The following is a 21,996-nucleotide window of genomic DNA, read 5'->3' on the forward strand; positions in this document are numbered from 1 at the left end:
GTTCAATACGGCAGGTTCACTGCGGCGGTTTCATTGCGGCTTCACTATAGTCGCCTGCGGCCGCGATGCCCCATCACAGCGCACATCTTGGCCCATGACAGCGAGACTTAGGCGGCTCAGGACAGTGCGGTGCAATATCGCACGGCCTAGACTGCACATGAACGCGCAACCTGCTTCGTGCGTGCTTTGTGCGTGCTTCGTGCGCCGTTTTTTGCGTACACCGTGTGCGTCGTGCGATTCGCGTCCACGCCGCGGGCCGTCTTTTTTCCTGCCACGAACGGGCTCGCTCATGCTGTCGCCCACGGAATTTCTCGACGTCGTGCGGCTTGCGCCACTCGTCGCGATCGACCTGATCGTCGAGGACGCCGAAGGCCGCGTGCTGGTCGGCCGGCGCCGCAATCGCCCCGCGCGCGGCACCTGGTTCGTGCCGGGCGGGCGCATTCTCAAGGACGAGCGTCTGGACGGCGCATTCACCCGCATCGTCGAAACTGAACTCGGCATCGCCGCCGTGCAGCGCACGGCCGCACGCTTTTGCGGCGTATACGAGCATCTGTATCCCGACAACTTCGCGGCTGAAAACGGCATCGGCACACACTATGTCGTGCTGGCCTATGCCTTGACGCTGGACAGCACCGTGCCGGTCGGCCGCTTCGACCAGCATAGCCAATATGCATGGCTCGCACCGGAAGAGCTGCTCGCGCGCGACGACGTGCATGAGAACGCGAAGAACTACTTTCGCTAGCGCGCCGACCGGACAGCCGCGCGCATATCGAGCCAATCTGCCAACTTCTCGGCATTTTCCGACTGAGCCGCCTGCCGCTCGCAACGTGCGGCCTATGATGAAGCGCACAGGCGAGATACGTGCGCAAGCCCTGGCCGCCATGGCGAACGTCACGGACTCCTGCAAATCCATTCCTGCGCGAGGAACCGGCCATGCACATCGATAGGGTGGTCTGCCGGCAAGCTGCCTTCCTGCCGCGCGGCGCTCACTTCAAGTTCGGACCCGTGGCCAAGCGTATCGGCATTCTGGTTTTCGAGGGCTTCCCGATCGGTGACGTGAGCCTGCTTGCCGACGTGTTTCGTCTCGCCAACGATGCGAGCCTCGGCGCACCGCCCCCCTATTCGGTCGCGATGCTTTCCGAAGCGGGCGGCAGCGTGGGCAGCAGTTGCGCGCTGCGCATCTGGACCGAAAGCCTGTACGGGCCGCTGCGCAACGGCTTCGATACCCTTTTCATTGCGGGCGGCCCCGGCGCCAGCGACGCGCGCGACAACGCACGGCTCATCGCGCGCCTGCAAACGCTCGCCCCCAAGGTGCGCGTGATTCGCGCGCTCGGCGAAGGACGCGCGCTGCTCGCCGCCGCCGACGTGTCGTTTTTGCGTATAGGACTGAACACCGCCGCTTCGGCACAGCGTCTGCGCCGCGCGCTCGAAGCGCGCCACGCGAGCGCTTCGGTGGTCGCTCCGCCCGAAGCGCTCGTCGCGGCGCTCAAGGTCGTCAAGCGCAATCACGGCGATGCGCTGGCTCAGCGGGTCTCCGAAGATTCGATGCCGGGCGCGTGGGAGCGCCTCGGCCCGATGCTCGACGACGGCGAAGCGGACAGCGCCAACGGCAAGATCAGCCTCGCCGCGCACTGGCTGCGCGAGAACTATCACCAGCCGGTCTCGGTCGCGGATGCAGCGCGCGTCGCGCAGATGAGCATGCGAAACTTTCTGCGCCACTTCAAGATGCATACCGGTCTCACGCCCTCCGAATACCTGCTGCGCACGCGGCTCGATGCAAGTTGCCTGCTGCTCGCGCAGACCAACCTGCCGATCAGCGAGATCGCGCAACGCTGCGGCGTGCCGCGCGGCGAGCGGCTCGCGCGGATCTTCCGGCGCAGGCTGTCGATCTCGCCATCGGGGTATCGCGCCGTGAACCGGCGCGGGCCGGGCGACTAAGAGCCAAAAGTCGGGGGCCCCGTGCCGTGAGGCGCGTTGCGCGTCAGAGCATGCCGGAGCCGAAGATCTCCGTGTGAATCCGCGCTTCGTCGACGCCGCGCGCGAGCAAGGCCTCGCGCTGCTCGCGCATGAACGCAACGGGCCCGCAGAGATAATAATCGGCGTCGGGCAGCAACACGGATTCTTCGATTCGGCCGATGTCGATACGGCCTTCGAAATCGTAGTCGATGCCGGCGCGGTCGCTCGCCCCCACTCGCTCGTAGAACACCGCGCGCTTCAGGTTCGGATGCTCGGCGGCGGCATGGCGCAGCCAGTTGCGGAAAGCATGCACGCTTGCATCGCGGCAGGCATGGACGAAAGTCACCGCGCGGTCGCTGCGCGCCGCCAGCAACGTGGCGAGCATCGACACCATCGGCGTGATGCCCACGCCGCCGCTCATCAGCACAACCGGCGTGCTCTTGCTGCGATCGAGCGTGAACTCACCCATCGGCGCGCTCACGTGGACGATCGTCCCTTCTTCGACGCCATCGTGCATCAGGTTCGAGACGTGGCCCGGCTGCACGTCGTCCCGACCCGCTTCGCGCTTGACCGAGATACGCAGCCAGCGGCCGTGCGGCGCGTCCGAGAGACTGTACTGGCGCGGCTGATCGACACCGAGGCGCTCGACGAAACGCGTCACGCTCACGTATTGGCCCGGCTCGAAGCCGCCGGCCGGGGCGCTGTCGGCGGGCGCGAGATAGAACGAGGTGATTTCGGCGCTCTCCACCTGCTTGCGGATCACCTTGAAGGGCCGCAAGCCGCTCCACGACGCCGCCTCGTACAACTTCGCCTCGGCGCCGATCAGGATCTGGGCGAGCTGTCCATAGGCGACGGTCCAGGCGTCGAGCGTGGGCTGATCGACCGCGTCGCCCAGCACGTCGACGACCGCGCCCAGCAGATGGCGCCCCACGATCGGATAGTGCTCGGGACGGATGTTGAGGCTTGCATGCTTGTGCGCGATGTGTCTGACGGCGTCGCCCAGCACCGCCAGATTGTCGATGTTCGCCGCGTAGGCATAAACGGCGCGCGCCAGCGTTTCGGGCTGACTGCCGCTTTGCTGGTGCGTCTGGTTGAAGAGGTTCTTGAGCTCCGGGTGCGCCTTGAACATGCGCTTGTAAAAGTGCTTCGTGATGGTGGGGCCATGCTCGGCAAAAACGGGAGCCGTGGCCTTGACGAGGGCCATCTGGTGGGCGGTCAGCGCAGTCATTCGGGTTCTCCGGCTTAAAGATGTAAAAACAATACATGTTTAAGCCAGAGAACCTGACCAGGCATTTTGTCGCACTGGGTGGGCCGGGATTCTGGCCCAGGTTCTTGGTGCCATGGCGGGCTGTCGTGCCAGTGCTTGAACAGCCGGGTGCGCGGAGATCGGGGCACGCTTTGCGTTGTCGGCGCGCTGCCAATTCATCGTTAACTGCGCATCGTTACTGCGCGTTGTTATTGAGCCTTTGCCCCGCGTTCGTGCCGCCAGTACACGTCGTCCCCACCGTTCGCGCGATTGAGAACGCGAGCGAGCACGAACAACAGATCCGACAGCCGATTCACGTAGCGTCGCGGCGTTTCGGCGAGCGTCTCATCAGGGGAAGCCGATGCCCCCAGCGCCACCACCGCTCGCTCCGCGCGCCGGCACACGGTGCGACACACGTGTGCGAGTGCCGCCGCGCGCGAACCGCCCGGCAGGATGAATTCCTTGAGCGGCGGCAATGTTGCGTTGTAGTGAGCCAGCCAGCCGTCGAGCTGTGCCAGATGCGCATCGGTCATGACCGTGTGGCCCGGCATGCACAACTCGCCCCCCAGATCGAAGAGATCGTGCTGGATGGCCGTGAGCGCCGTGCGCACGTCGTCGGGCAAGCTCTCGCAAAGCAGCACGCCGATCTGCGAGTTCAGCTCGTCCACGTCGCCGATGGCCGCAATTCGCAAGCTGTCCTTGCGCACGCGGCTACCGTCGCCAAGACCGGTCGTCCCGTCGTCGCCCGTGCGCGTGACGATTCTGCTCAGCCGATTGCCCATGATGCGTCCTCCTGAAGCGGGTCTTTTGCGCACCAGCGGCGCGTGGGGTCCATTATAGATTTGATGCGATGCAGCAAAGTCGCGCAGGCCGCGAATGCGCTGTCTCGGGACCGCCGCCCCGGGGGCGCGCGCCCCGCTGCCCTCCTTCAGCGTAAAATGGGCCGCACAGCACGACACGCCTACATGAAGGAGACTCCGCGTGAATCATCCCGCGCCGCCGGCCCTCGCACGCCGCCCGTTTCCCGCCGAACTCCTCGACCAGCTGGAGCGCACCTTCGGCGACCGCGTCTCCACCTCCGAAGCCGTGCGCGCCCATCACGGCCGCGACGAGTCGCGCTTCGATCCGCAATTGCCCGACGCCGTCGTATATGCGCAGAGCACCGCCGAAGTCCAGGCCATCGTGAAACTGTGCGCGCAATACGGCGTGCCCATCATTCCCTACGGCAATGGATCGTCGCTCGAAGGCCACCTGCTGGCCGTGCAGGGCGGTGTCTCGATCGATCTTTCGCAGATGAACCGCGTGCTCTCGATCAACGCCGAAGACCTCACCGTGACCGTCGAGCCCGGCATCTCGCGCAAGGCGCTCAACGAGGCGCTGCGCGACACCGGTCTCTTCTTCCCGATCGATCCGGGCGCGGATGCAAGCATCGGCGGCATGTCCGCGACGCGCGCTTCGGGCACCAACGCCGTGCGCTACGGAACGATGCGCGAGAACGTGCTCGGCCTCACCGCGGTGCTGGCCGACGGCCGCATCATCAAGACCGGCACGCGTGCGCGCAAATCTTCGGCGGGCTACGACCTCACGCGGCTCTTCGTGGGCTCCGAGGGAACGCTTGGCGTGATCACCGAGATCACCGTGCGCCTTTATCCGCAGCCCGAAGCGGTATCGGCCGCCGTCTGCACGTTCCACTCGATGGCCGAAGCCGTGCGTACCGTGATCGAGACGATCCAGATGGGTGTGCCCATCGCGCGCGTGGAGTTCATCGATTCGCTCGCCGTACGCGCAATCAACCGCCATTCGAACCTCACGCTGCGTGAAGCGCCTACGCTCTTCTTCGAGTTCCACGGCACCGAAGCCGGCGTGCAGGAGCAGGCGCAACTGGTGCAGGAACTCGCCGCACAAAACGGCGGCGAAGGCTTCGAATGGGCGACGCGCCCCGAAGACCGCAGCCGCCTGTGGAACGCCCGCCACAACGCGTATTTCGCCATGCTGCAGTTGAGGCCCGGCTGCCGCGCGGTGACGACGGACGTCTGCGTGCCCATTTCGCGGCTCGCCGAGTGCGTGGTCGAAACAGAAGCCGACCTCAAGGCCTCGCCGCTGCCCTGCCCCATCGTCGGGCACGTGGGCGACGGGAACTTCCACGTGGCCATGCTGATCGACGCCAGCAAACCCGAAGAGATCGAAGAAGCGGAGCGCCTGAACCGCCGCATCGTCGAACGCGCGCTGGCCATGGACGGCACCTGCACGGGCGAGCACGGCGTGGGATTGCACAAGATGGACTTCCTCGTAGAAGAACATGGCGCCGACACTGTCGATACGATGCGCGCGATCAAGCACGCCCTCGATCCGCACAACCTGATGAATCCGGGCAAGATCTTTTCGTGGGCGGCCTGAGCGTCCTGCAATCAAAGGGCCCACGTACGCCGGCCGCCATCTTCGCGGCCTGAACCGCGCAGTGCGCCCACGCCCAGGCAGTACCCCAACCAGCGCAGACGAGCGGGAGGACACATGAACGCACCGGCCGAGATGTCGCCGGAAGTGCTTGCGCAGCGCCAGCGCGAAGTGGTGCAGGCCTTGATGGCGGTGCTGCCTGCGCACTGTCTGCTGCATCGGGAAGAAGATACCGTCGCCTACGAGTGCGACGGCCTCGCCGCTTACCGGCGCCTGCCGCTCGCGGTCGCGCTGCCCGAAACCGAATCGCAGGTCCAGCGCATCGTGCAGATCTGCCGCCGCCTCGACGTGCCGATCGTGCCGCGCGGCGCGGGCACGGGCCTCTCCGGCGGCGCCATGCCGATCCGGCACGGCATCGTGCTGTCGCTCGCCCGCTTTCGCCGCATTCTCGAAGTCGATTCGTACGCGCGCACGGCAACGGTTCAGCCAGGCGTGCGCAATCTGGCCGTCTCCGAAGCGGCCGCGCCCTATGGCCTCTACTACGCCCCCGACCCGTCCTCGCAGATCGCCTGCACGATCGGCGGCAATGTTTCCGAGAATTCGGGCGGCGTGCATTGCCTCAAGTACGGCCTCACCGTGCACAACATCCTGCGCGTGCGCGCGGTGACGATGGACGGCGAGATCGTCGAGTTCGGCTCGCTCGCGCCCGACACGCCAGGCCTCGACCTGCTTGCCGTGATGATCGGCAGCGAGGGCATGTTCGCGATCGTGACCGAAGTCACCGTCAAGCTGATCCCGCGCCCGCAAACCGCCCAGGTCATCATGGCGAGCTTCGACGACGTGGTGAAAGGCGGCGACGCCGTAGCCGGCATCATCGCGGCGGGCATCATTCCGGCCGGCCTCGAAATGATGGACAAGCCGGCCACCCGGGCCGTGGAAGAGTTCGTGAAAGCAGGCTACGACCTCGATGCCGCTGCCATCCTGCTGTGCGAGTCCGACGGCACGCCCGAAGAAGTGGCCGACGAAATTGCGCGCACCGTGCTCGTGCTGCGCGAGCACGGCGCGACCCGCATCCAGATCTCGCGCACCGAGGAAGAGCGGCTGCGTTTCTGGTCCGGGCGCAAGAACGCGTTTCCCGCCGCGGGCCGCATCTCGCCCGATTACTACTGCATGGACGGCACGGTGCCGCGCCGCAGCATCGGCCCGCTGCTCGCGCGCATTCACGAGATGGAGGCCCATTACCGGCTGCACTGCATCAACGTGTTCCACGCGGGCGACGGCAACATGCACCCGCTCATTCTCTTCAACGGCAACGACCTCGACGAGTGGCACCGCGCCGAGGCCTTCGGCGCCGATATTCTCGAAACCTGCGTCGAACTCGGGGGCACCGTGACCGGCGAACACGGCGTGGGAATCGAGAAGATCAACTCGATGTGCGTCCAGTTCTCGCCCCAGGAGCGCGATGCGTTCCACGCGGTGAAACGCGCGTTCGACCCCTCCGGCCTCCTCAATCCCGACAAGGGCATCCCCACCCGGGCCCGCTGCGCCGAGTACGGCAAGATGCACGTGCGCGGCAACCTGCTGCCCCACCCCGAGCTTCCGCGCTTCTGAGCCCGTATCGGCGCGCCCCGGGCGGATGCACCGCCCGGGGCGCGATACGGGTCCGCTCCGGGTTGTCAGCGAGGAGCCGGCCGGTACAATCGAACCAACGACAACGACAAGCAAGCCATGGAAGAGGACGACATCGTCGCCGTCTGGTCCGACCGCATACGCGCGGCGAGTGCCGACGGACGCCCATTGCGCATACGCGGCGGCGGCACGAAGGACTGGTATGGGCAAGCCCTCGAAGGCGAAATCCTCGACACCCGCGCGCACCGGGGCATCGTGGCCTACGATCCGGCCGAGCTCGTGATCACGGCGCGTGCCGGCACGCCGCTTCTCGAAATCGAGGCGGCGCTCGCCGCCCACGACCAGCTGCTGGCGTTCGAGCCGCCGCATTTCGGCGCACAGGCCACGTTCGGCGGCTGCATCGCCGCGGGCATCGCCGGGCCACGCCGGGCCTTCGCCGGCGCCGCGCGCGACTTCGTGCTGGGCGCCGCGATCATGAACGGACACGGCGAGGTACTGCACTTCGGCGGCCAGGTGGTGAAGAACGTGGCCGGCTACGACGTGGCGCGCCTTCTCGCCGGATCGCTCGGCACGCTCGGGTTGATGCTCGAACTCTCGGTCAAGGTACTTCCCGCGCCCCAATCCGAAACGACGCTCAAATTCGACATGAACGGCACGGATGCCGTGCGCAAGCTCAATGAATGGGGCGGCCGGCCTCTGCCCATGACAGCGAGCGCGTGGCGCAACGGTACGCTGGCAGTGCGCCTCGCGGGCGCGGAAGCAGCCGTGAAGTCCGCGCGTGCCGCGCTGGGCGGCGAAGTGGTGGACGCGGTGGAAGCCGAGCGTTTCTGGGCCGGCCTGCGCGAGCAGACCGATCCCTTCTTCGCGGCCATCGCGCCCAACGCGGCGCTCTGGCGCCTCGCGCTGCCCTCCATCGCCGAGCCTCTGCAGTTGCCCGGCGCCCAGCTCATGGAATGGGGCGGCGCCCAGCGCTGGTGGATCACCGAAACCGATGCGCAAACCGTACGCATCACGGCCAAGCAGGCGGGCGGCCACGCGACGATGTTCCGCACTGGCCGCGAGTACGACCGCAGCGCCGGCGTGTTCACGCCGCTGCCGGCGCCGCTCATGAAAATCCATCGCGGTCTGAAGGCCGCGTTCGACCCGGCCCGCATCTTCAATCGCGGCCGCCTGTACTCCGACTTCTGATCTCACCGGCACGCGGCAATGCAGACGAACCTCGCGGACTTCATCCGGAACACGGCAGACGGCGACGAAGCCGACGCGATCCTGCGCAAATGCGTGCATTGCGGTTTTTGCACGGCCACCTGCCCGACTTACCAGTTGCTCGGTGACGAGCTGGACGGCCCGCGCGGGCGCATCTACCTCATCAAGCAGATGGTGGAAGGCGCGGCCGTAACGAAGAGCACGCTCACGCATCTGGACCGCTGCCTCACCTGCCGCAGTTGCGAAACGACCTGTCCCTCGGGCGTGCAATACGGGCGGCTCGTCGAGATCGGCCGCAAGCACGCGGAAGAAAACGTGTCGCGGCCGCTGCGCCAGAAGATCGTGCGACGGCTGCTCGCCAGCGTCCTGCCGCGGCGCGCGCTGTTCTCGCCGGCCATGCGCATCGGCCAGCAGATCCGCCCGCTCCTGCCGCGCCGCCTGCGCGACAAGGTGCCGGTGCGCCAGCGCGCCCTCGCCTGGCCGACCACGCAGCACGCCCGCAAGATGCTGATGCTCGCGGGCTGCGTGCAGCCTTCGATGATGCCCAACATCAACGTGGCGACGGCGCGCGTGCTCGATGCGCTCGGCATCCAGACCGTGATCGCTCCCGAGGCCGGCTGCTGCGGCGCGATTCGCCTGCACATGGGCTACGCGGACGAAGCGCTCGACGACGTGCGCGCCAATATCGACGCCTGGTGGCCCTACGTCGAAGAGGGCGTGGAGGCGATCGTGATGAACGCCTCGGGCTGCGGCGCAACGGTCAAGGAATACGCCCACCTGCTGCGCAACGATCCGGCTTATGCGCAAAAGGCGCGTCGCATCGCGACGCTCACCCGCGATCTCTCGGAAATCCTGCCCGCCTTCGAAGAGCAGCTCGTGGCGGCCACGCGCCGGCGCGGCATCCATACCGTGGCATGGCATCCGCCGTGCACGCTGCAGCACGGCCAGCAACTGCGCGGCGGCGTGGAAAAAGTACTGGGCGCGCTGGGCCTCGACGTGCGCCTGCCCGCGGACAGCCATCTGTGCTGCGGTTCGGCCGGCACTTATTCGATCACGCAGCCGCGCCTGTCCTACACGCTGCGCAACCAGAAGCTCGACCGCCTCAAGGCGCTCGAGCCGCAACTGATCGTCTCCGCCAATATCGGCTGCATCGCGCACCTGCAAAGCGGCACGGCGCTGCCGGTCACGCACTGGATCGAGCTCGTAGAACATATGCTGGCCGCGAACTAGGCGCGCAGGAATCGAACACGGATCGAGCGTAACGAAACGCGCCGCGCGCAAACAGCTGGCCGTTCGGCCTATGTTTCGCTTCGGGCGCAATCCGTATAATTGCCTCGTTCTTTCTGGTTCGTTTCCGTGTCCGCCGCTTCAATGGGGCGGCCGCCCCGCTCCCATGACCGATCTCGCCCATAACCTCGAAGCCGTACGCCAGCGCATCGCCGCCGCTGCCCGCAATGCCGGGCGCGAACCGGATTCGGTCGCACTGCTCGCGGTTTCGAAAACCTTTCCCGCAGAAGACGTGCGTGCCGCACATGCCGCCGGCCAGCGCGCCTTCGGCGAGAACTACGTGCAGGAAGCGGTCGAAAAGATCGAGGCGCTCGCCGACCTGCGCGCGAGCCTCGAGTGGCATTTCATCGGGCCGCTGCAGTCGAACAAGACACGGCTCGTGGCCGAACGCTTCGACTGGGTGCATTCGGTCGATCGCCTGAAGATCGCGCAGCGTCTTTCGGAACAGCGGCCCGCGGGCATGGCGCCGCTCAATGTCTGCCTGCAGGTGAACGTGAGCGGCGAAGACACCAAGAGCGGCGTCGCGCCCGAGGAAGCCGCACAGATCGCGCAGGCAATCGCGGCACTGCCCAATCTGCGGCTGCGCGGGCTGATGTCGATCCCCGAACCGGAAGCCACGCTCGAAGCGCAGCGCGCGCCCCACCGGCAACTGCGCGAGCTCTTCGATACGCTGCGCGCCGGCGGCCTCGCGCTGGACACCTTGTCGATGGGCATGTCGGCCGACCTCGAGGCGGCCGTACTCGAAGGCGCCACCCTCGTGCGGATCGGCACCGCGATCTTCGGCGCGCGCGACTACTCCCACTGATTGCACTGCATTGATAACCGGACTCTTTCCATCATCATGAAAATCGCCTTCATCGGCGGCGGCAACATGGCCGCCGCACTCATCGGCGGCCTGATCCGCAAGGGCGTGCCCGCCGCCAACCTGTATGCGATCGATCCGAACGAAGACGTGCGCAAGCGCAATGCCGATCAGTTCGGAGTGCATACGGGTGCGGCCGCCGACGCGGCGCTCGCGCAATACGACGCGGTGCTGCTCGCGGTCAAGCCGCAGATCGCCAAGGCCGTGGCCGAAGGGCTCGCGCCGCATCTGGCGCCGCACCAGGTCGTGATCAGCATCATGGCCGGCATCCGGATCGACGATCTCTCGCGCTGGCTCAACGGGCACACGCGCATCGTGCGCACCATGCCCAATACGCCCGCGCTCATCGGCATGGGGGCAACGGGTCTCGTCGCGAGCCGCGGCGTCGATGACGCGGGCCGCCAGCTTGCGTCCGACGTGCTCGGCGCGGTAGGTCAGACAGTGTGGTTCGACGACGAAGCGAAGATCGACGCGGTCACCGGCATCTCGGGTAGCGGGCCGGCCTACGTGTTCTATTTCATCGAAGCGCTGGAGGAAGCCGCGCGCCAGCTCGGCATGGACGAAAAGCAGGGCCGCGCGCTCGCCATCGCCACGTTCACGGGCGCAGCGCAACTCGCGCTGCAATCGGACGAGCAGCCCTCGGTGCTGCGCGAGCGCGTGACCTCGAAGGGCGGCACGACCGCGGCGGCGCTCGCGTCGTTCGAAGCGTCCGGCATCAAGGATGCCATCGTGCGCGGCGCACTGGCCGCGGACGCACGCGCGAAAGAAATGGGCGAGGAATTCGGCAAGCAGTAAGCAGCCGGCGAAACGGGCGATGAAGCAGACGACGAAGCAGTCAATGAAGCGGCCCGCGCCGCTTCACATCGCCGCGATGGCGTAGTGCGCGGCGATGCCGACGAACAGCGCGCCGCCCAGCCAGTTGTTGTGGCGAAACGCTGCGAAGCACAGCATCCGTTCGCGGTCCTTGATCAGCGTGTAGTGATAGACGGCGCACCCTGCGGCTCCCGCCCAGCCGATCCAGTAAAGCAACCCGAAGCCCAGTACGACGCCTACCCACACGTAAATGCCCAGCGTGACGGCGTAGCACAGCATGACGGCGAGCACGTCGAAACGGCCAAAGGTCAGCGCGGAGGTGCGGATGCCGATCTTGATGTCGTCGTCGCGATCGACCATTGCGTATTCGGTGTCGTAGGCCACCGACCAGAACACGTTCGCGATCAGCATGATCCACGCGAGCGCCGGCACCTGGTCTTGCACAGCGGCGAACGCCATCGGAATGCCGAAGCCGAACGCAATGCCGAGGTAGGCCTGCGGGATGGCGAAAAAGCGCTTCGTGAACGGGTACGACGCCGCCACGAACAACGCCACGACCGAAAGCTGCTTGGTGAGCGTGTTGAGCGGCAGGATCAGCAGGAAGGAAACCAGCGCCAGACCGGCCGCGATCGCCACGGCCTCCCAGGCGCGGATGCGGCCCGAGGTGAGGGGCCGCTCGGCCGTGCGCTTCACGTGGCGGTCGAAATCGCGGTCTGCGTAGTCGTTGATCGCGCAGCCCGCCGAGCGCATCAGCACAGTGCCCACCGTGAAGATCACGAGGAGCGATAGCGACGGATGGCCGTTCGAGGCAATCCAGAGTGCGTTGAGCGTCGGCCACAGCAGCAGCAGGCTGCCGATCGGCTTGTCCATGCGGACAAGCCGCAGATAGAGCGGGAGTCGGGCGAACATGATCGTGGCGGGAAAAACGATGCCGCTATTGTAGGCCAGCGCGGCAACCCGGCGCCGCGTAGCCTTCAAACCTCGCCTGGATTGCTCCGCTCAAGATCGCGCCGCTTCAAGCCCGCCCGAACCCTGCGTGGCCCTCAAGCCAGCATCGAACGCAGCATCCAGGCCGTCTTTTCGTGCGTCTGCATGCGTTGCGTGAGCAGGTCGGCCGTCGGTTCGTCATTCGCGGCTTCGGTTGCCGGGAAAATCGCGCGCGCGGTGCGCACCACGGCCTCCTGGCCTTCCACGAGTTGACGGATCATCTCTTCCGCCACCGGTACGCCATCGGCCTCCGGAATCGACGAAAGCTTCGCGAACTCCTTATAGCTGCCGGGCGCTGCCACGCCCAGCGCGCGAATGCGCTCGGCGATCGCGTCCACGGCCGTCGCCAGCTCGGTGTACTGCGTCTCGAACATCAAGTGGAGCGTGTTGAACATCGGCCCCGTGACGTTCCAGTGGAAATTGTGGGTCTTCAGATACAGCGTGTAGGTGTCCGCGAGCAAGCGCGAGAGCCCTTCCGCGATCTTCTTGCGGTCCTTGTCGCTAATGCCGATATTCACGTGCTGCACGATTGCTTTTTTGGCCATGACCACTCCTTGTTAGCTATGAGACGCACCGCCGGTGGCGCTCCGGCGCCTCGGCGTGGAGCGACCCGCGAACCTTCGAACAGGCGTCAGTTTATCTTGGAAAACAGTCCAGACTCGCGCATCTGGCCCTGTCTGTCGGACATGGAAAACCTGCTGTGCGTTCCCGGCGTTCAGCCGCCATGAAGTCGCACGATCGCTTCCAGGATCAGTACGGCCACGCCGCCCGCAACGATTGCCAGGCCGGCGCCCCGGCGCAGCGTGAACGTCGCGCGCGCCAGCACCTTGTCCGCATCGTCCGCGCCGGCAAAGCCGGCGGCCTGAAGCGTCATCGTCATTGCACGGGTCATGATCTCTCTCCTTGAGTCCTTGAGTTCAATGGCGGCGGTGCCCTGAACCGGCCCCGCCGCCATGCTGCTTCATTGGGTCAGCGTTACGCGGCAATGCGCCGCACACGCCTTACTTCGATTCGGCAAGTTCCGCGATCGCCGCAATCACGCCCTGTGCGTAGGCCGGATCGGCGCGGCGGAAATGTTCGATCTGACGCTGCACGATCTCCGCAGGCACACCCGCGATGGCGCGCGCGATGTTCGCGAAGAGCCGCTCGCGCTGGCCCGCGTCGAACAGCCGGAAGAGCGCGCCCGGCTGGCTGTAGTAATCGTCGTCCTCACGGTGATCGTAGTGGTCGACCGCGCCCGCCGCGAGCGCCGGCTCGCCGGCCTGCGGACGCTGCGCGAAGTCGCCGAAGCGGCTCGGCTCGTAGTTCACGGTGCCGCCCTGGTTGCCGTCGGTGCGCAGCGCGCCGTCACGGTGAAACGAGTGGAACGGGCAGCGCGGCGCATTCACCGGAATCTGGTGATGGTTCACACCGAGTCGATAACGCTGCGTGTCGCCGTACGAGAAGAGACGCCCCTGCAACAGACGGTCCGGCGAGAAGCCGATGCCCGGCACCACGTTGGCCGGCGTGAAGGCGGCCTGCTCGACGTCCGCGAAGTAGTTCTCCGGGTTGCGGTTGAGCTCGATCGTGCCGACGTCGATCAGCGGATAGTCCTTGTGCGGCCACACCTTGGTGATGTCGAACGGGTTGTACGGCACCTTCGCCGCATCGGCTTCGGGCATCACCTGGATGCGGAAGTGCCACTTCGGAAAGCTGCCCTTTCCGATCGACTCGTACAGATCGCGCTGCGCCGATTCGCGGTCCTGCGCCACCACCTGCGCCGCTTCGGCGTCGGTGTAGTTCTCCACGCCCTGCGCCGACTTGAAGTGGAACTTCACGTAAAAGCGCTCGTTGGCGGCATTGATGAACGAGAACGTATGCGAGCCGAAGCCGTGCTGCTGGCGATAGTTCTTCGGAATCCCGCGATCGCTCATGAGAATCGTGACCTGATGCAGCGATTCGGGATGACGCGACCAGAAGTCCCACGCGGCCACGTTGCTGCGCATGTTCGTGCGCGGATCGCGTTTTTGCGTGTGGATGAAGTCCGGGAACTTGAGCGGATCGCGGATAAAGAACACCGGCGTGTTGTTGCCCACCACATCCCAGTTACCCTCTTCCGTGTAGAACTTGATCGAGAAGCCGCGCACGTCGCGCTCGGCATCGGCCGCGCCGCGCTCGCCCGCCACCGTCGAAAAGCGCATGAAGAGCGGCGTTTCCTTGCCCACTTCCGCGAACACTTTGGCCTTCGTATAGCGCGAGATGTCGTGCATCACCTTGAGCGTGCCGAACGCACCCGAGCCCTTGGCATGCACGCGGCGCTCCGGAATCACTTCGCGGTCGAAGTGCGCGAGCTTTTCGAGAAGCCACACGTCCTGGAGCATGACGGGGCCGCGCGGGCCGGCCGTCAGCGAATTCTGGTTATCGACGACGGGGGCGCCTGAGGCCGAGGTGAGGGTACGTTCGGACATGCTGGATTCCTTGTGTCTTTGAGCAACAAATCGGGTGGTGCGGGAATAGCGCGAGGCGGTGCGGCGTCAGGCCGACAGCGCGCGATCGACGAGCAGCGAGAAGGCCACCGTGCGCAGGCCGCTGAAGGCGCGCGGAGCGGACACCGGCTGGGCCGCGAGAGACGGGACGTGGGGAACGTGGGGAACGTTAGGGACGTTGGTTTGCATCGCTTCCTCCAGATGAACGCATTGGCGTATCGGCAGGAGGAACTTTATCAATGGCTATCGATATATAGAATTTGATTTATTTTATGTATCGAATAGATTTTGACTCTCAGGGTCGGATTCGAAAATCCAACGACGGCTATTCAGGCACGCGAGTCAGTCGCCGCGAAAACGCGGGCGCGGGAGAACCGGGGGAAAACGAGGCGGAGGAAGCAGCCGGCGCCCAACCACGAAGAGGCGCCGGATCCACCAAAGCGTGTGTCAGACCACCTCGGCGGGCGCCTCGATCCTTCTCACGCCCGGCAGTTCGCAGGCATGGATGGCATCGACGATCGCCTCGATCGCCGGCATGCGCGTGAAGCTCTTGCGCCAGGCAAGCACGACGCGGCGGTCGGGCACCGGTTCGTCGAACGGCACGTACGAGAGCAGTCCCGAATCGGCGCCGCCCGCGTGCGGCTTCACTTCGGCCACCGACATGCGCGGCAGCACGGTGATGCCCACGCCGCTCGCGACCATATGGCGGATAGTTTCGAGCGACGAGCCTTCGAAGGTCTTCTGGATGCCGTCCGCGTTCTGCGAGAAGCGCATGAGTTCGGGGCACACGCCCAGCACGTGGTCGCGGAAGCAGTGACCGCTGCCGAGCAGCAGCATGGTTTCCTGCTTGAGGTCGTCCGGGTCGATCTTCTCGCGCTGTTCCCACGCGTGGCCCGAGGGCAGCGCCACCACGAAGGGTTCGTCGTAGAGCGGGCGCAGCGTGAGGCCGGTTTCGGGGAACGGCAGCGCCATGATCGCCACGTCGATCTCGCCTTGCTTGAGCAGCTCGATCAGCTTGAGCGTGTAGTTTTCCTGCAGCATGAGCGGCATCTGCGGGACGCGCTTGATCATCTGCTTGACGAGCGTAGGCAGCAGGTACGGCCCGATCGTGTAGATCACGCCGAGGCGCAGGGGGCCGACAAGCGGATCCTTGCCCTGCTTGGCGATTTCCTTGATGGCGAGGGTCTGTTCGAGCACGCGTTGGGCCTGGGTGACGATCTGCTCGCCGATCGGCGTGACGCTCACTTCGCTCGTGCCGCGCTCGAAAATCTGCACGTTCAGTTCGTCTTCGAGCTTCTTGATGGCCACCGAAAGGGTCGGCTGGCTCACGAAACAGGCTTCCGCTGCCCGTCCGAAGTGGCGCTCGCGGGCAACCGCGACAATGTATTTCAGTTCAGTGAGCGTCATTTCTTTAGGGACCAATCAGAAGAGGTGAATCAATAGCTTGTACTTATACACCTATGGCGGCGATTCGCCAATATTCAACGCCCATATTCGGGCAGGAACAGTGAATGGCTCAGACGATTGCCGCCCGCGCCGGTTCCTTTGCGGGTTCTTTTGCAGGTTCCCGGCCATACCTTCATTCACTCACGCTTTTAGATACTGCTCGCGTGCGCCCAGCCAGCGGTTCAGATGCTGTGTGACGACGTGCGGCCAGTCGTGCAGGAGGCGCTCGGCCGCGCTGCGCGCGGGCTCGATCAGCCAGCCGTCGGTTTCGAGGTTCGCAAAACGCAGCATCGCCGCGCCCGACTGGCGCGCGCCGAGGAATTCGCCGGGGCCGCGGATCTCGAGGTCGCGGCGGGCGATCTCGAAGCCGTCCGTGGTTTCGCGCATGGTCTGCAGGCGCGCGCGGCCGGTGAGCGAAAGCGGCCCGCTGTAGAGCAGCACGCACACCGAAGCCGCGCTGCCCCGCCCCACGCGGCCGCGCAACTGGTGAAGCTGCGCGAGGCCGAAGCGCTCGGCGTGCTCGATCACCATCAGCGAGGCATTGGGCACGTCGACGCCCACTTCGATCACCGTCGTCGCCACCAGCAGCTGTACTTCGTTACGCGAGAAGGCGTCCATGACGGCGGCCTTCTCCGTCGAGGAAAGGCGGCCGTGCACGAGGCCCACGCTCAGTTCCGGCAGCGCGGCGACGAGCGTTTCGTATGTCTCGACGGCCGTCTGCAGTTGCAGCGTCTCGCTTTCCTCGATCAGCGGGCACACCCAGTACACCTGGCGCCCCGTGAGCGCCGCCGCGCGCACGCGCGCGATCACCTCTTCGCGGCGCGCGTCGGAAATGAGCTTCGTGAGGATCGGCGTGCGGCCGGGCGGCAGTTCGTCGATGGTGGAAACGTCGAGGTCCGCGTAGTAGGTCATCGCGAGCGTGCGCGGGATGGGCGTCGCCGACATCATCAGCTGGTGCGGCTGGAACTCGCGCGCCCCGTGTTCGGCCGATTTCGCGTTTTGCGCCTTCGCGCGCAGCGCGAGCCGCTGCTCGACGCCGAAGCGGTGCTGCTCGTCCACGATCACGAGGCCGAGCCGCGCGAATTCGACGGCATCCTGAATGATCGCGTGCGTGCCGATCACGAGCTGCGCCGTGCCGAGCGCCGCGGCTTCGATGGCCGCACGCTTTTCCTTCGCCTTGAGGCTGCCCGCGAGCCACGCCACCTGCACGCCGAGCGGTTCGAGCCAGCCGCGCAGCTTGCGCGCGTGCTGCTCGGCGAGGATTTCGGTGGGCGCCATGAGCGCCGCCTGGTAGCCGGCATCGATGGCCTGCGCGGCAGCGAGCGCCGCCACCACGGTCTTGCCGCTGCCCACGTCGCCTTGCAGGAGCCGCTGCATCGGATGCGGCAGTTCGAGTTCGTGCGCGATCTCGGCCACGACGCGCTGCTGCGCGTTCGTGAGCTGGAACGGCAGCGAAGCCCGCAGACGCTCAACGAGCGGCGCGGCTGGACCGGCGGCTGTGTTGGCCGAGCCGGTGCCGGTAGCAGCACTCACCGCACTCGCAGCACCGTCCGCCGCCGACGCGCGCAAGGGCATGGCCGGCGCCGCGCGCGTGCGGCGCTCCGCGTGCGCGCGCTTGAGCGAGAGCTGCTGCGCGAGCAGCTCTTCGAACTTGATTCGCGTCCACGCGGGATCCGTGCCGTCCATGAGCCCGGTTTCGTCGGCGCCGATGGGCGGATGATGGAGCGTCTTCACCGACTCCATGAGCGGCGGCAGCCCGAGCGGTTCGAGGAATTCGCGCGCGATGGCTTCAGGCAGCAGGTCGGGCAGCGACGCGCGGGAAAGCGCGCTGTCGATGGCCTTGCGCAGATAGGCCTGGGTCACGCCGGCCGTGGACGGATAGACCGGCGTGAGCGCCTGCGGCAGCGGCGTGTCGTCGTCGACCACGCGCACGGCCGGGTGCACCATCTCCATGCCGAAGAAACCGCCGCGCACGTCGCCGCGCACGCGCAGGCGCTTGCCCAGCGCCATCTGCGTGACCTGCGAGCCGTAGAAGTTCAAAAAGCGCAGGATCAGCTCGTCGCCGTGGTCGTCGCGCAGCTTCACCAGCAACTGGCGGCGCGGGCGGTAAGCGATTTCGTTGTCGAAGACCACGCCCTCGGTCTGCGCGATGCCGCCGGGCAAGAGCTCGCCGATGGGCGTGAGCGTGGTCTCGTCCTCGTAGCGCATCGGCAGATGCAGCACGAGGTCGATTTCGCGCGTGAGGCCGAGTTTGGCGAGCTTGTCGGCGGTTTTCGTGACGGCGGGCTTGTCCTTAGGCTTCTCTTTTTGCTTGCCCTTCTTCTTGCCCTTCGGCGTATCCAGCAACTCCTGCGCCTCGTCCGGGCCGGCCGCCGCGCCCTGCTCCGCTTCGCGCACGGCGGCGCGCTCGCGCGGATCGTCGGGCGTTTCGGTTTCGGACTTCAGACGGGCGGATGGGGGCATAGGCAGCTTCACAAGTACAATAACGGCTTTCCGGCGTGACGCGGCATGCCTTGGGCGAACCGTCCCGGCAGCACCGCTGCACGAGCAACGCCTGCCGCTACGGCGCGAGTCGTCCCGCCATCATAGCCGCGCGAGACCGCGGCGGCCATTCCGGCCCCCACGCCTTTCCGTTTTATCAGCCGCATGTTCAAGCTTTCCGATTTCGATTTCGACCTCCCCGCCGAGCTGATCGCGCAGACCGCGCTGCCCGAGCGCACCGCAAGCCGCCTGCTGGAAGTCGATACCCGTGCGCAGTTGCCAGGCCAGTTAACCGATCCGTTGCCCGGCCAGCCGCCGCGTCTGACCGACCGCCGCTTCGCCGAGCTGCCCGAGTGCATCGCGCCGGGCGATCTGCTCGTCTTCAACGATACCAAGGTGCTCAAGGCGCGCTTCTTCGGCCAGAAGGCCAGCGGCGGCAAGATCGAGGTGCTCGTCGAGCGCCTCACCGGCGCTCGCACGGCGCTCGCGCAGATCCGCGCGAGCAAGAGCCCCGCGCCCGGCACGGTGCTGCGCCTCGCCGACGCCTTCGACGTGACCGTGGGCGAACGCGTGGAGCCCTTCTACACGCTGCATTTTCCCGACGACTGCCTCACGCTCATCGAGCAGTTCGGCCGTCTGCCGCTGCCCCCGTACATCACGCACGACGCCGACGCGACCGACGAAACGCGCTATCAGACCGTGTTCGCGCAGAATCCCGGCGCGGTCGCCGCACCCACGGCGGGCCTGCATTTCGACGACGCGCTGCTCGCGAAGCTCGACGCGATGGGCGTGGGACGCGCGACGCTCACGCTGCACGTCGGCGCGGGCACGTTCCAGCCGGTGCGCGTGGAGAACATCGACGAGCACAAGATGCACAGCGAGTGGTATCAACTGCCGCAGTCGCTCGTGGACAAGATCGCGGCCACGCGCGCGCGCGGCGGCCGCGTGATCGCCGTGGGCACGACCTCGATGCGCGCGCTCGAAGCCGCCGCGCGCGACGCGGAGAACGCCGGCCGCGCGCTGGCGGCGACCTCGGCGGAAACCGATATCTTCATCACGCCGGGCTACAGGTTCCGCGTAGTGGACCGGCTCGTGACGAACTTCCACCTGCCGAAATCGACGCTGCTGATGCTCGTTTCGGCATTCGCGGGCATCGAGACGATCCGCGCGGCGTATCGTCATGCGATCGAGGCACGTTACCGGTTCTTCAGCTATGGCGACGCCATGCTGCTGACGAGAACCGACGACGCGCTGAACGCGTAACACGCGCTTCACCTGCCGCTTTTCCCCACTGCCGCGAGCGAAAACGCGGCAGTTATCATCATCTGCGCCGGACTGTTCTCCGGTGGCACAGGAGTCCACGCATGACCGACGGTCATCAAAGCAACGCACGCGCCGAACATGGCGCCTATCTGGGCGAGCGCCCGCAAAATGGCCTGAAATTCGAACTCCTCGGCACCGACGGCCTCGCCCGCCGCGGCCGCGTCACGCTGAACCACGGCGTGGTCGAAACGCCGATCTTCATGCCGGTGGGCACCTACGGCACGGTCAAGGCCACCCAGCCGCGCGAGCTCGAGGAAATGCACGCGCAGATCATCCTCGGCAACACCTTCCACCTGTGGCTGCGCCCGGGCCTCGAAACCATCGAGGCGCACGGCGGCCTGCATCGCTTCATGGGCTGGAACCGCCCCATCCTCACCGATTCGGGCGGCTTCCAGGTGTTCTCGCTCGGCGAGTTGCGCAAGATCTCCGAAGACGGCGTGCGCTTCGCGTCGCCGGTGAACGGCGACAAGCTGTTCCTCTCGCCCGAAGTCTCGATGCAGATCCAGAAGGTGCTGAACTCGGACATCGTCATGCAGTTCGACGAGTGCACGCCCTATGCGACCCACGGCGTGCCGACCACCCACCAGGAAGCGGCCGACTCCATGCGCATGTCGATGCGCTGGGCGCAGCGCTCCATCGACGAGTTCCAGCGCCTCGGCAATCCGAACGCGCTCTTCGGCATCGTGCAGGGCGGCATGTTCGAGGACCTGCGCGACGAATCGCTCGCGGGCCTCTCGGCCATGCCGTTCCACGGCTTCGCGATCGGCGGCCTGTCGGTGGGCGAGCCCAAGGAAGACATGATGCGCGTGCTCGAACACATCGCGCCGAAGCTGCCCGCCGACAAGCCCCACTACCTGATGGGCGTGGGCACGCCCGAGGATCTGGTGGCGGGCGTAGCGTCGGGCGTCGACATGTTCGACTGCGTGATGCCCACGCGCAATGCGCGCAACGGCTGGATCTTCACGCGCTTCGGCGACGTCAAGATCCGCAACGCGACGCACCGCAATTCGCTGCGCCCGCTCGACGAGCAATGCGGCTGCTACACCTGCCGCAACTTCACGCGCGGCTATCTGCACCACCTGCACCGCGTGGGCGAGATCCTCGGCGCGCAGCTCAACACGATCCACAACCTGCACTACTACCTGGAACTGATGAGCGAGATCCGCGCGGCGATCGAAACGAAGTCGTTCGCGGCGTTCCGCCAGCGCTTCCACGAGAACCGCGCGCGCGGCGTCGACTGAAGCAAAAGGCGCGCGGCGCCCCCATAAAACTTACAATTTGCCTTCGAAGACGGCGACCTGGGCGCTACCGGCCGGGGCCAGAACAGCCCCGACGAACCCCTCCAGATCGAGTACCGAACGCGGCAACCCCGCATTAAACGCTTGATCGGAAAGCCTATTTTGTGTCGCCGTCCCGACTGGCGCCGGTGGTAGAATAACCGGCTCGATTTTTGATCGTCCCGATCGTATGCCGATCGTATAAACGGAGAGACCAACGTGTCGTTCATTTCCAGTGCCTTCGCACAAGGTTCCGCAGGCGGCGCAGAATCCAGCCTGATGCAGTTTCTGCCGCTGATCCTGATGTTCGCTGTGCTGTACTTCATCATGATCCGTCCGCAGATGAAGCGTCAGAAGGAACATCGCAACATGCTCGCGGCCATGGCCAAGGGCGACGAAGTCATCACCAGCGGCGGTATCGTCGGCAAGATCACGAAGGTCGGCGAAGCGTATGTCGGCGTCGAAATCTCGGACGGCAACGAAATCACCGTGCAGAAGTCGTCGGTTTCAACGATCCTGCCGAAGGGCACGATCAAGTCGCTGTAAGCCGTCGCGAGCGCACCCGATTGAGGCCGCCGCCGGCACCGGGCGGCCTCGCGCGCGAGGCTCCCGCCCCACGCGCAC

Annotated in this window: 20 protein-coding genes; 11 read left to right on the plus strand and 9 right to left on the minus strand. The window is 66.1% G+C overall.

Annotated features, from left to right (window positions below; all coding sequences use genetic code 11):
- The first annotated feature begins 289 nt into the window (after positions 1-289).
- Both U5760_RS05190 and U5760_RS05195 read left to right on the plus strand, forming a co-directional pair.
- A complete protein-coding gene (locus U5760_RS05190; protein WP_322010114.1) occupies positions 290-742 on the plus strand; it encodes a GDP-mannose mannosyl hydrolase in 453 nt (150 codons plus the stop codon).
- 191 nt (positions 743-933) lie between these two features.
- Complete coding sequence (locus U5760_RS05195; RefSeq protein WP_322010116.1) at positions 934-1,938, plus strand: GlxA family transcriptional regulator; 1,005 nt, start codon at positions 934-936, stop codon at positions 1,936-1,938.
- A gap of 43 nt (positions 1,939-1,981) precedes the next feature.
- On the opposite strand, the gene hmpA is transcribed toward U5760_RS05195, so the two are convergent.
- Together hmpA and U5760_RS05205 are read right to left on the minus strand one after the other, a co-directional pair.
- A complete protein-coding gene (gene hmpA / locus U5760_RS05200; RefSeq protein ID WP_322011058.1) occupies positions 1,982-3,217 on the minus strand; it encodes an NO-inducible flavohemoprotein in 1,236 nt (411 codons plus the stop codon).
- Between the two features lie 194 nt (positions 3,218-3,411).
- Positions 3,412-3,984 carry a cob(I)yrinic acid a,c-diamide adenosyltransferase gene (locus U5760_RS05205; protein ID WP_322010118.1) on the minus strand — a complete coding sequence of 191 codons (573 nt, stop codon included), beginning with the start codon at positions 3,982-3,984 and terminating at the stop codon, positions 3,412-3,414.
- Positions 3,985-4,183: 199 nt separating this feature from the next.
- On the opposite strand from U5760_RS05205, the gene U5760_RS05210 reads away from it, so the two are divergent.
- The 6 genes from U5760_RS05210 (at position 4,184) to proC (ending at position 11,375) form a co-directional block, all read left to right on the plus strand.
- Positions 4,184-5,599, plus strand: coding sequence for an FAD-binding oxidoreductase (locus tag U5760_RS05210; RefSeq protein WP_322010119.1), 1,416 nt, complete (start codon positions 4,184-4,186; stop codon positions 5,597-5,599).
- 114 nt (positions 5,600-5,713) lie between these two features.
- A complete protein-coding gene (locus tag U5760_RS05215; protein ID WP_322010122.1) occupies positions 5,714-7,207 on the plus strand; it encodes an FAD-linked oxidase C-terminal domain-containing protein in 1,494 nt (497 codons plus the stop codon).
- Positions 7,208-7,324: 117 nt separating this feature from the next.
- Positions 7,325-8,413, plus strand: coding sequence for a glycolate oxidase subunit GlcE (gene glcE, locus U5760_RS05220; RefSeq protein WP_322010124.1), 1,089 nt, complete (start codon positions 7,325-7,327; stop codon positions 8,411-8,413).
- Positions 8,414-8,431: 18 nt separating this feature from the next.
- The gene (gene glcF, locus U5760_RS05225) at positions 8,432-9,661 is read left to right on the plus strand and encodes a glycolate oxidase subunit GlcF (RefSeq protein WP_322010126.1); all 1,230 of its coding nucleotides are present in this window, start codon (positions 8,432-8,434) and stop codon (positions 9,659-9,661) included.
- A gap of 163 nt (positions 9,662-9,824) precedes the next feature.
- A complete protein-coding gene (locus tag U5760_RS05230; RefSeq protein ID WP_322010128.1) occupies positions 9,825-10,523 on the plus strand; it encodes a YggS family pyridoxal phosphate-dependent enzyme in 699 nt (232 codons plus the stop codon).
- 36 nt (positions 10,524-10,559) lie between these two features.
- Positions 10,560-11,375, plus strand: a complete 816-nt coding sequence (proC, locus tag U5760_RS05235) for a pyrroline-5-carboxylate reductase (protein WP_322010129.1) — start codon at positions 10,560-10,562, stop codon at positions 11,373-11,375.
- 63 nt (positions 11,376-11,438) lie between these two features.
- On the opposite strand, the gene ubiA is transcribed toward proC, so the two are convergent.
- The 7 genes from ubiA to recG form a co-directional block, all read right to left on the minus strand.
- Positions 11,439-12,302 carry a 4-hydroxybenzoate octaprenyltransferase gene (gene ubiA, locus U5760_RS05240; protein WP_322010131.1) on the minus strand — a complete coding sequence of 288 codons (864 nt, stop codon included), beginning with the start codon at positions 12,300-12,302 and terminating at the stop codon, positions 11,439-11,441.
- A gap of 134 nt (positions 12,303-12,436) precedes the next feature.
- Positions 12,437-12,925, minus strand: a complete 489-nt coding sequence (locus U5760_RS05245) for a Dps family protein (RefSeq protein ID WP_322010133.1) — start codon at positions 12,923-12,925, stop codon at positions 12,437-12,439.
- Positions 12,926-13,095: 170 nt separating this feature from the next.
- Positions 13,096-13,272: a hypothetical protein gene (locus U5760_RS05250; protein ID WP_322010135.1), complete on the minus strand. Its 177-nt coding sequence runs from the start codon at positions 13,270-13,272 to the stop codon at positions 13,096-13,098.
- A gap of 109 nt (positions 13,273-13,381) precedes the next feature.
- Positions 13,382-14,827: a catalase gene (locus U5760_RS05255; RefSeq protein ID WP_322010136.1), complete on the minus strand. Its 1,446-nt coding sequence runs from the start codon at positions 14,825-14,827 to the stop codon at positions 13,382-13,384.
- Between the two features lie 66 nt (positions 14,828-14,893).
- Positions 14,894-15,034, minus strand: coding sequence for a hypothetical protein (locus tag U5760_RS05260; protein ID WP_322010137.1), 141 nt, complete (start codon positions 15,032-15,034; stop codon positions 14,894-14,896).
- 258 nt (positions 15,035-15,292) lie between these two features.
- A complete protein-coding gene (locus tag U5760_RS05265) occupies positions 15,293-16,252 on the minus strand; it encodes a hydrogen peroxide-inducible genes activator (RefSeq protein ID WP_322010138.1) in 960 nt (319 codons plus the stop codon).
- A 180-nt stretch (positions 16,253-16,432) separates the two neighbouring features.
- Positions 16,433-18,754 carry an ATP-dependent DNA helicase RecG gene (gene recG / locus U5760_RS05270; RefSeq protein ID WP_322010139.1) on the minus strand — a complete coding sequence of 774 codons (2,322 nt, stop codon included), beginning with the start codon at positions 18,752-18,754 and terminating at the stop codon, positions 16,433-16,435.
- 183 nt (positions 18,755-18,937) lie between these two features.
- On the opposite strand from recG, the gene queA reads away from it, so the two are divergent.
- The 3 genes from queA to yajC all read left to right on the plus strand — a co-directional run bounded on the left by queA (position 18,938) and on the right by yajC (position 21,918).
- On the plus strand, positions 18,938-20,035 hold the full coding sequence (queA, locus tag U5760_RS05275) for a tRNA preQ1(34) S-adenosylmethionine ribosyltransferase-isomerase QueA (protein ID WP_322010140.1): 1,098 nt from the start codon (positions 18,938-18,940) through the stop codon (positions 20,033-20,035).
- Between the two features lie 101 nt (positions 20,036-20,136).
- On the plus strand, positions 20,137-21,336 hold the full coding sequence (tgt, locus tag U5760_RS05280; RefSeq protein WP_322010141.1) for a tRNA guanosine(34) transglycosylase Tgt: 1,200 nt from the start codon (positions 20,137-20,139) through the stop codon (positions 21,334-21,336).
- A 255-nt stretch (positions 21,337-21,591) separates the two neighbouring features.
- The gene (yajC, locus tag U5760_RS05285) at positions 21,592-21,918 is read left to right on the plus strand and encodes a preprotein translocase subunit YajC (RefSeq protein WP_322010143.1); all 327 of its coding nucleotides are present in this window, start codon (positions 21,592-21,594) and stop codon (positions 21,916-21,918) included.
- Positions 21,919-21,996: the final 78 nt, after the last annotated feature.

Source organism: Paraburkholderia sp. J12, assembly GCF_905220215.1.
Taxonomy (GTDB): Bacteria; Pseudomonadota; Gammaproteobacteria; order Burkholderiales; family Burkholderiaceae; genus Paraburkholderia.

What these genes read in the sequence shown, in the direction of transcription:
- queA (WP_322010140.1), top strand. Translation starts at nt 18,938, where the DNA reads ATGTTCAAGCTTTCCGATTTCGATTTCGACCTCCCCGCCGAGCTGATC.
- U5760_RS05265 (WP_322010138.1), bottom strand. Translation starts at nt 16,252, where the DNA reads ATGACGCTCACTGAACTGAAATACATTGTCGCGGTTGCCCGCGAGCGC.
- proC (WP_322010129.1), top strand. Translation starts at nt 10,560, where the DNA reads ATGAAAATCGCCTTCATCGGCGGCGGCAACATGGCCGCCGCACTCATC.
- U5760_RS05190 (WP_322010114.1), top strand. Translation starts at nt 290, where the DNA reads ATGCTGTCGCCCACGGAATTTCTCGACGTCGTGCGGCTTGCGCCACTC.
- ubiA (WP_322010131.1), bottom strand. Translation starts at nt 12,302, where the DNA reads ATGTTCGCCCGACTCCCGCTCTATCTGCGGCTTGTCCGCATGGACAAG.
- U5760_RS05215 (WP_322010122.1), top strand. Translation starts at nt 5,714, where the DNA reads ATGAACGCACCGGCCGAGATGTCGCCGGAAGTGCTTGCGCAGCGCCAG.
- recG (WP_322010139.1), bottom strand. Translation starts at nt 18,754, where the DNA reads ATGCCCCCATCCGCCCGTCTGAAGTCCGAAACCGAAACGCCCGACGAT.
- glcF (WP_322010126.1), top strand. Translation starts at nt 8,432, where the DNA reads ATGCAGACGAACCTCGCGGACTTCATCCGGAACACGGCAGACGGCGAC.
- glcE (WP_322010124.1), top strand. Translation starts at nt 7,325, where the DNA reads ATGGAAGAGGACGACATCGTCGCCGTCTGGTCCGACCGCATACGCGCG.
- U5760_RS05245 (WP_322010133.1), bottom strand. Translation starts at nt 12,925, where the DNA reads ATGGCCAAAAAAGCAATCGTGCAGCACGTGAATATCGGCATTAGCGAC.
- U5760_RS05255 (WP_322010136.1), bottom strand. Translation starts at nt 14,827, where the DNA reads ATGTCCGAACGTACCCTCACCTCGGCCTCAGGCGCCCCCGTCGTCGAT.
- U5760_RS05260 (WP_322010137.1), bottom strand. Translation starts at nt 15,034, where the DNA reads ATGCAAACCAACGTCCCTAACGTTCCCCACGTTCCCCACGTCCCGTCT.
- tgt (WP_322010141.1), top strand. Translation starts at nt 20,137, where the DNA reads ATGACCGACGGTCATCAAAGCAACGCACGCGCCGAACATGGCGCCTAT.
- U5760_RS05195 (WP_322010116.1), top strand. Translation starts at nt 934, where the DNA reads ATGCACATCGATAGGGTGGTCTGCCGGCAAGCTGCCTTCCTGCCGCGC.
- U5760_RS05250 (WP_322010135.1), bottom strand. Translation starts at nt 13,272, where the DNA reads ATGACCCGTGCAATGACGATGACGCTTCAGGCCGCCGGCTTTGCCGGC.
- U5760_RS05230 (WP_322010128.1), top strand. Translation starts at nt 9,825, where the DNA reads ATGACCGATCTCGCCCATAACCTCGAAGCCGTACGCCAGCGCATCGCC.
- U5760_RS05205 (WP_322010118.1), bottom strand. Translation starts at nt 3,984, where the DNA reads ATGGGCAATCGGCTGAGCAGAATCGTCACGCGCACGGGCGACGACGGG.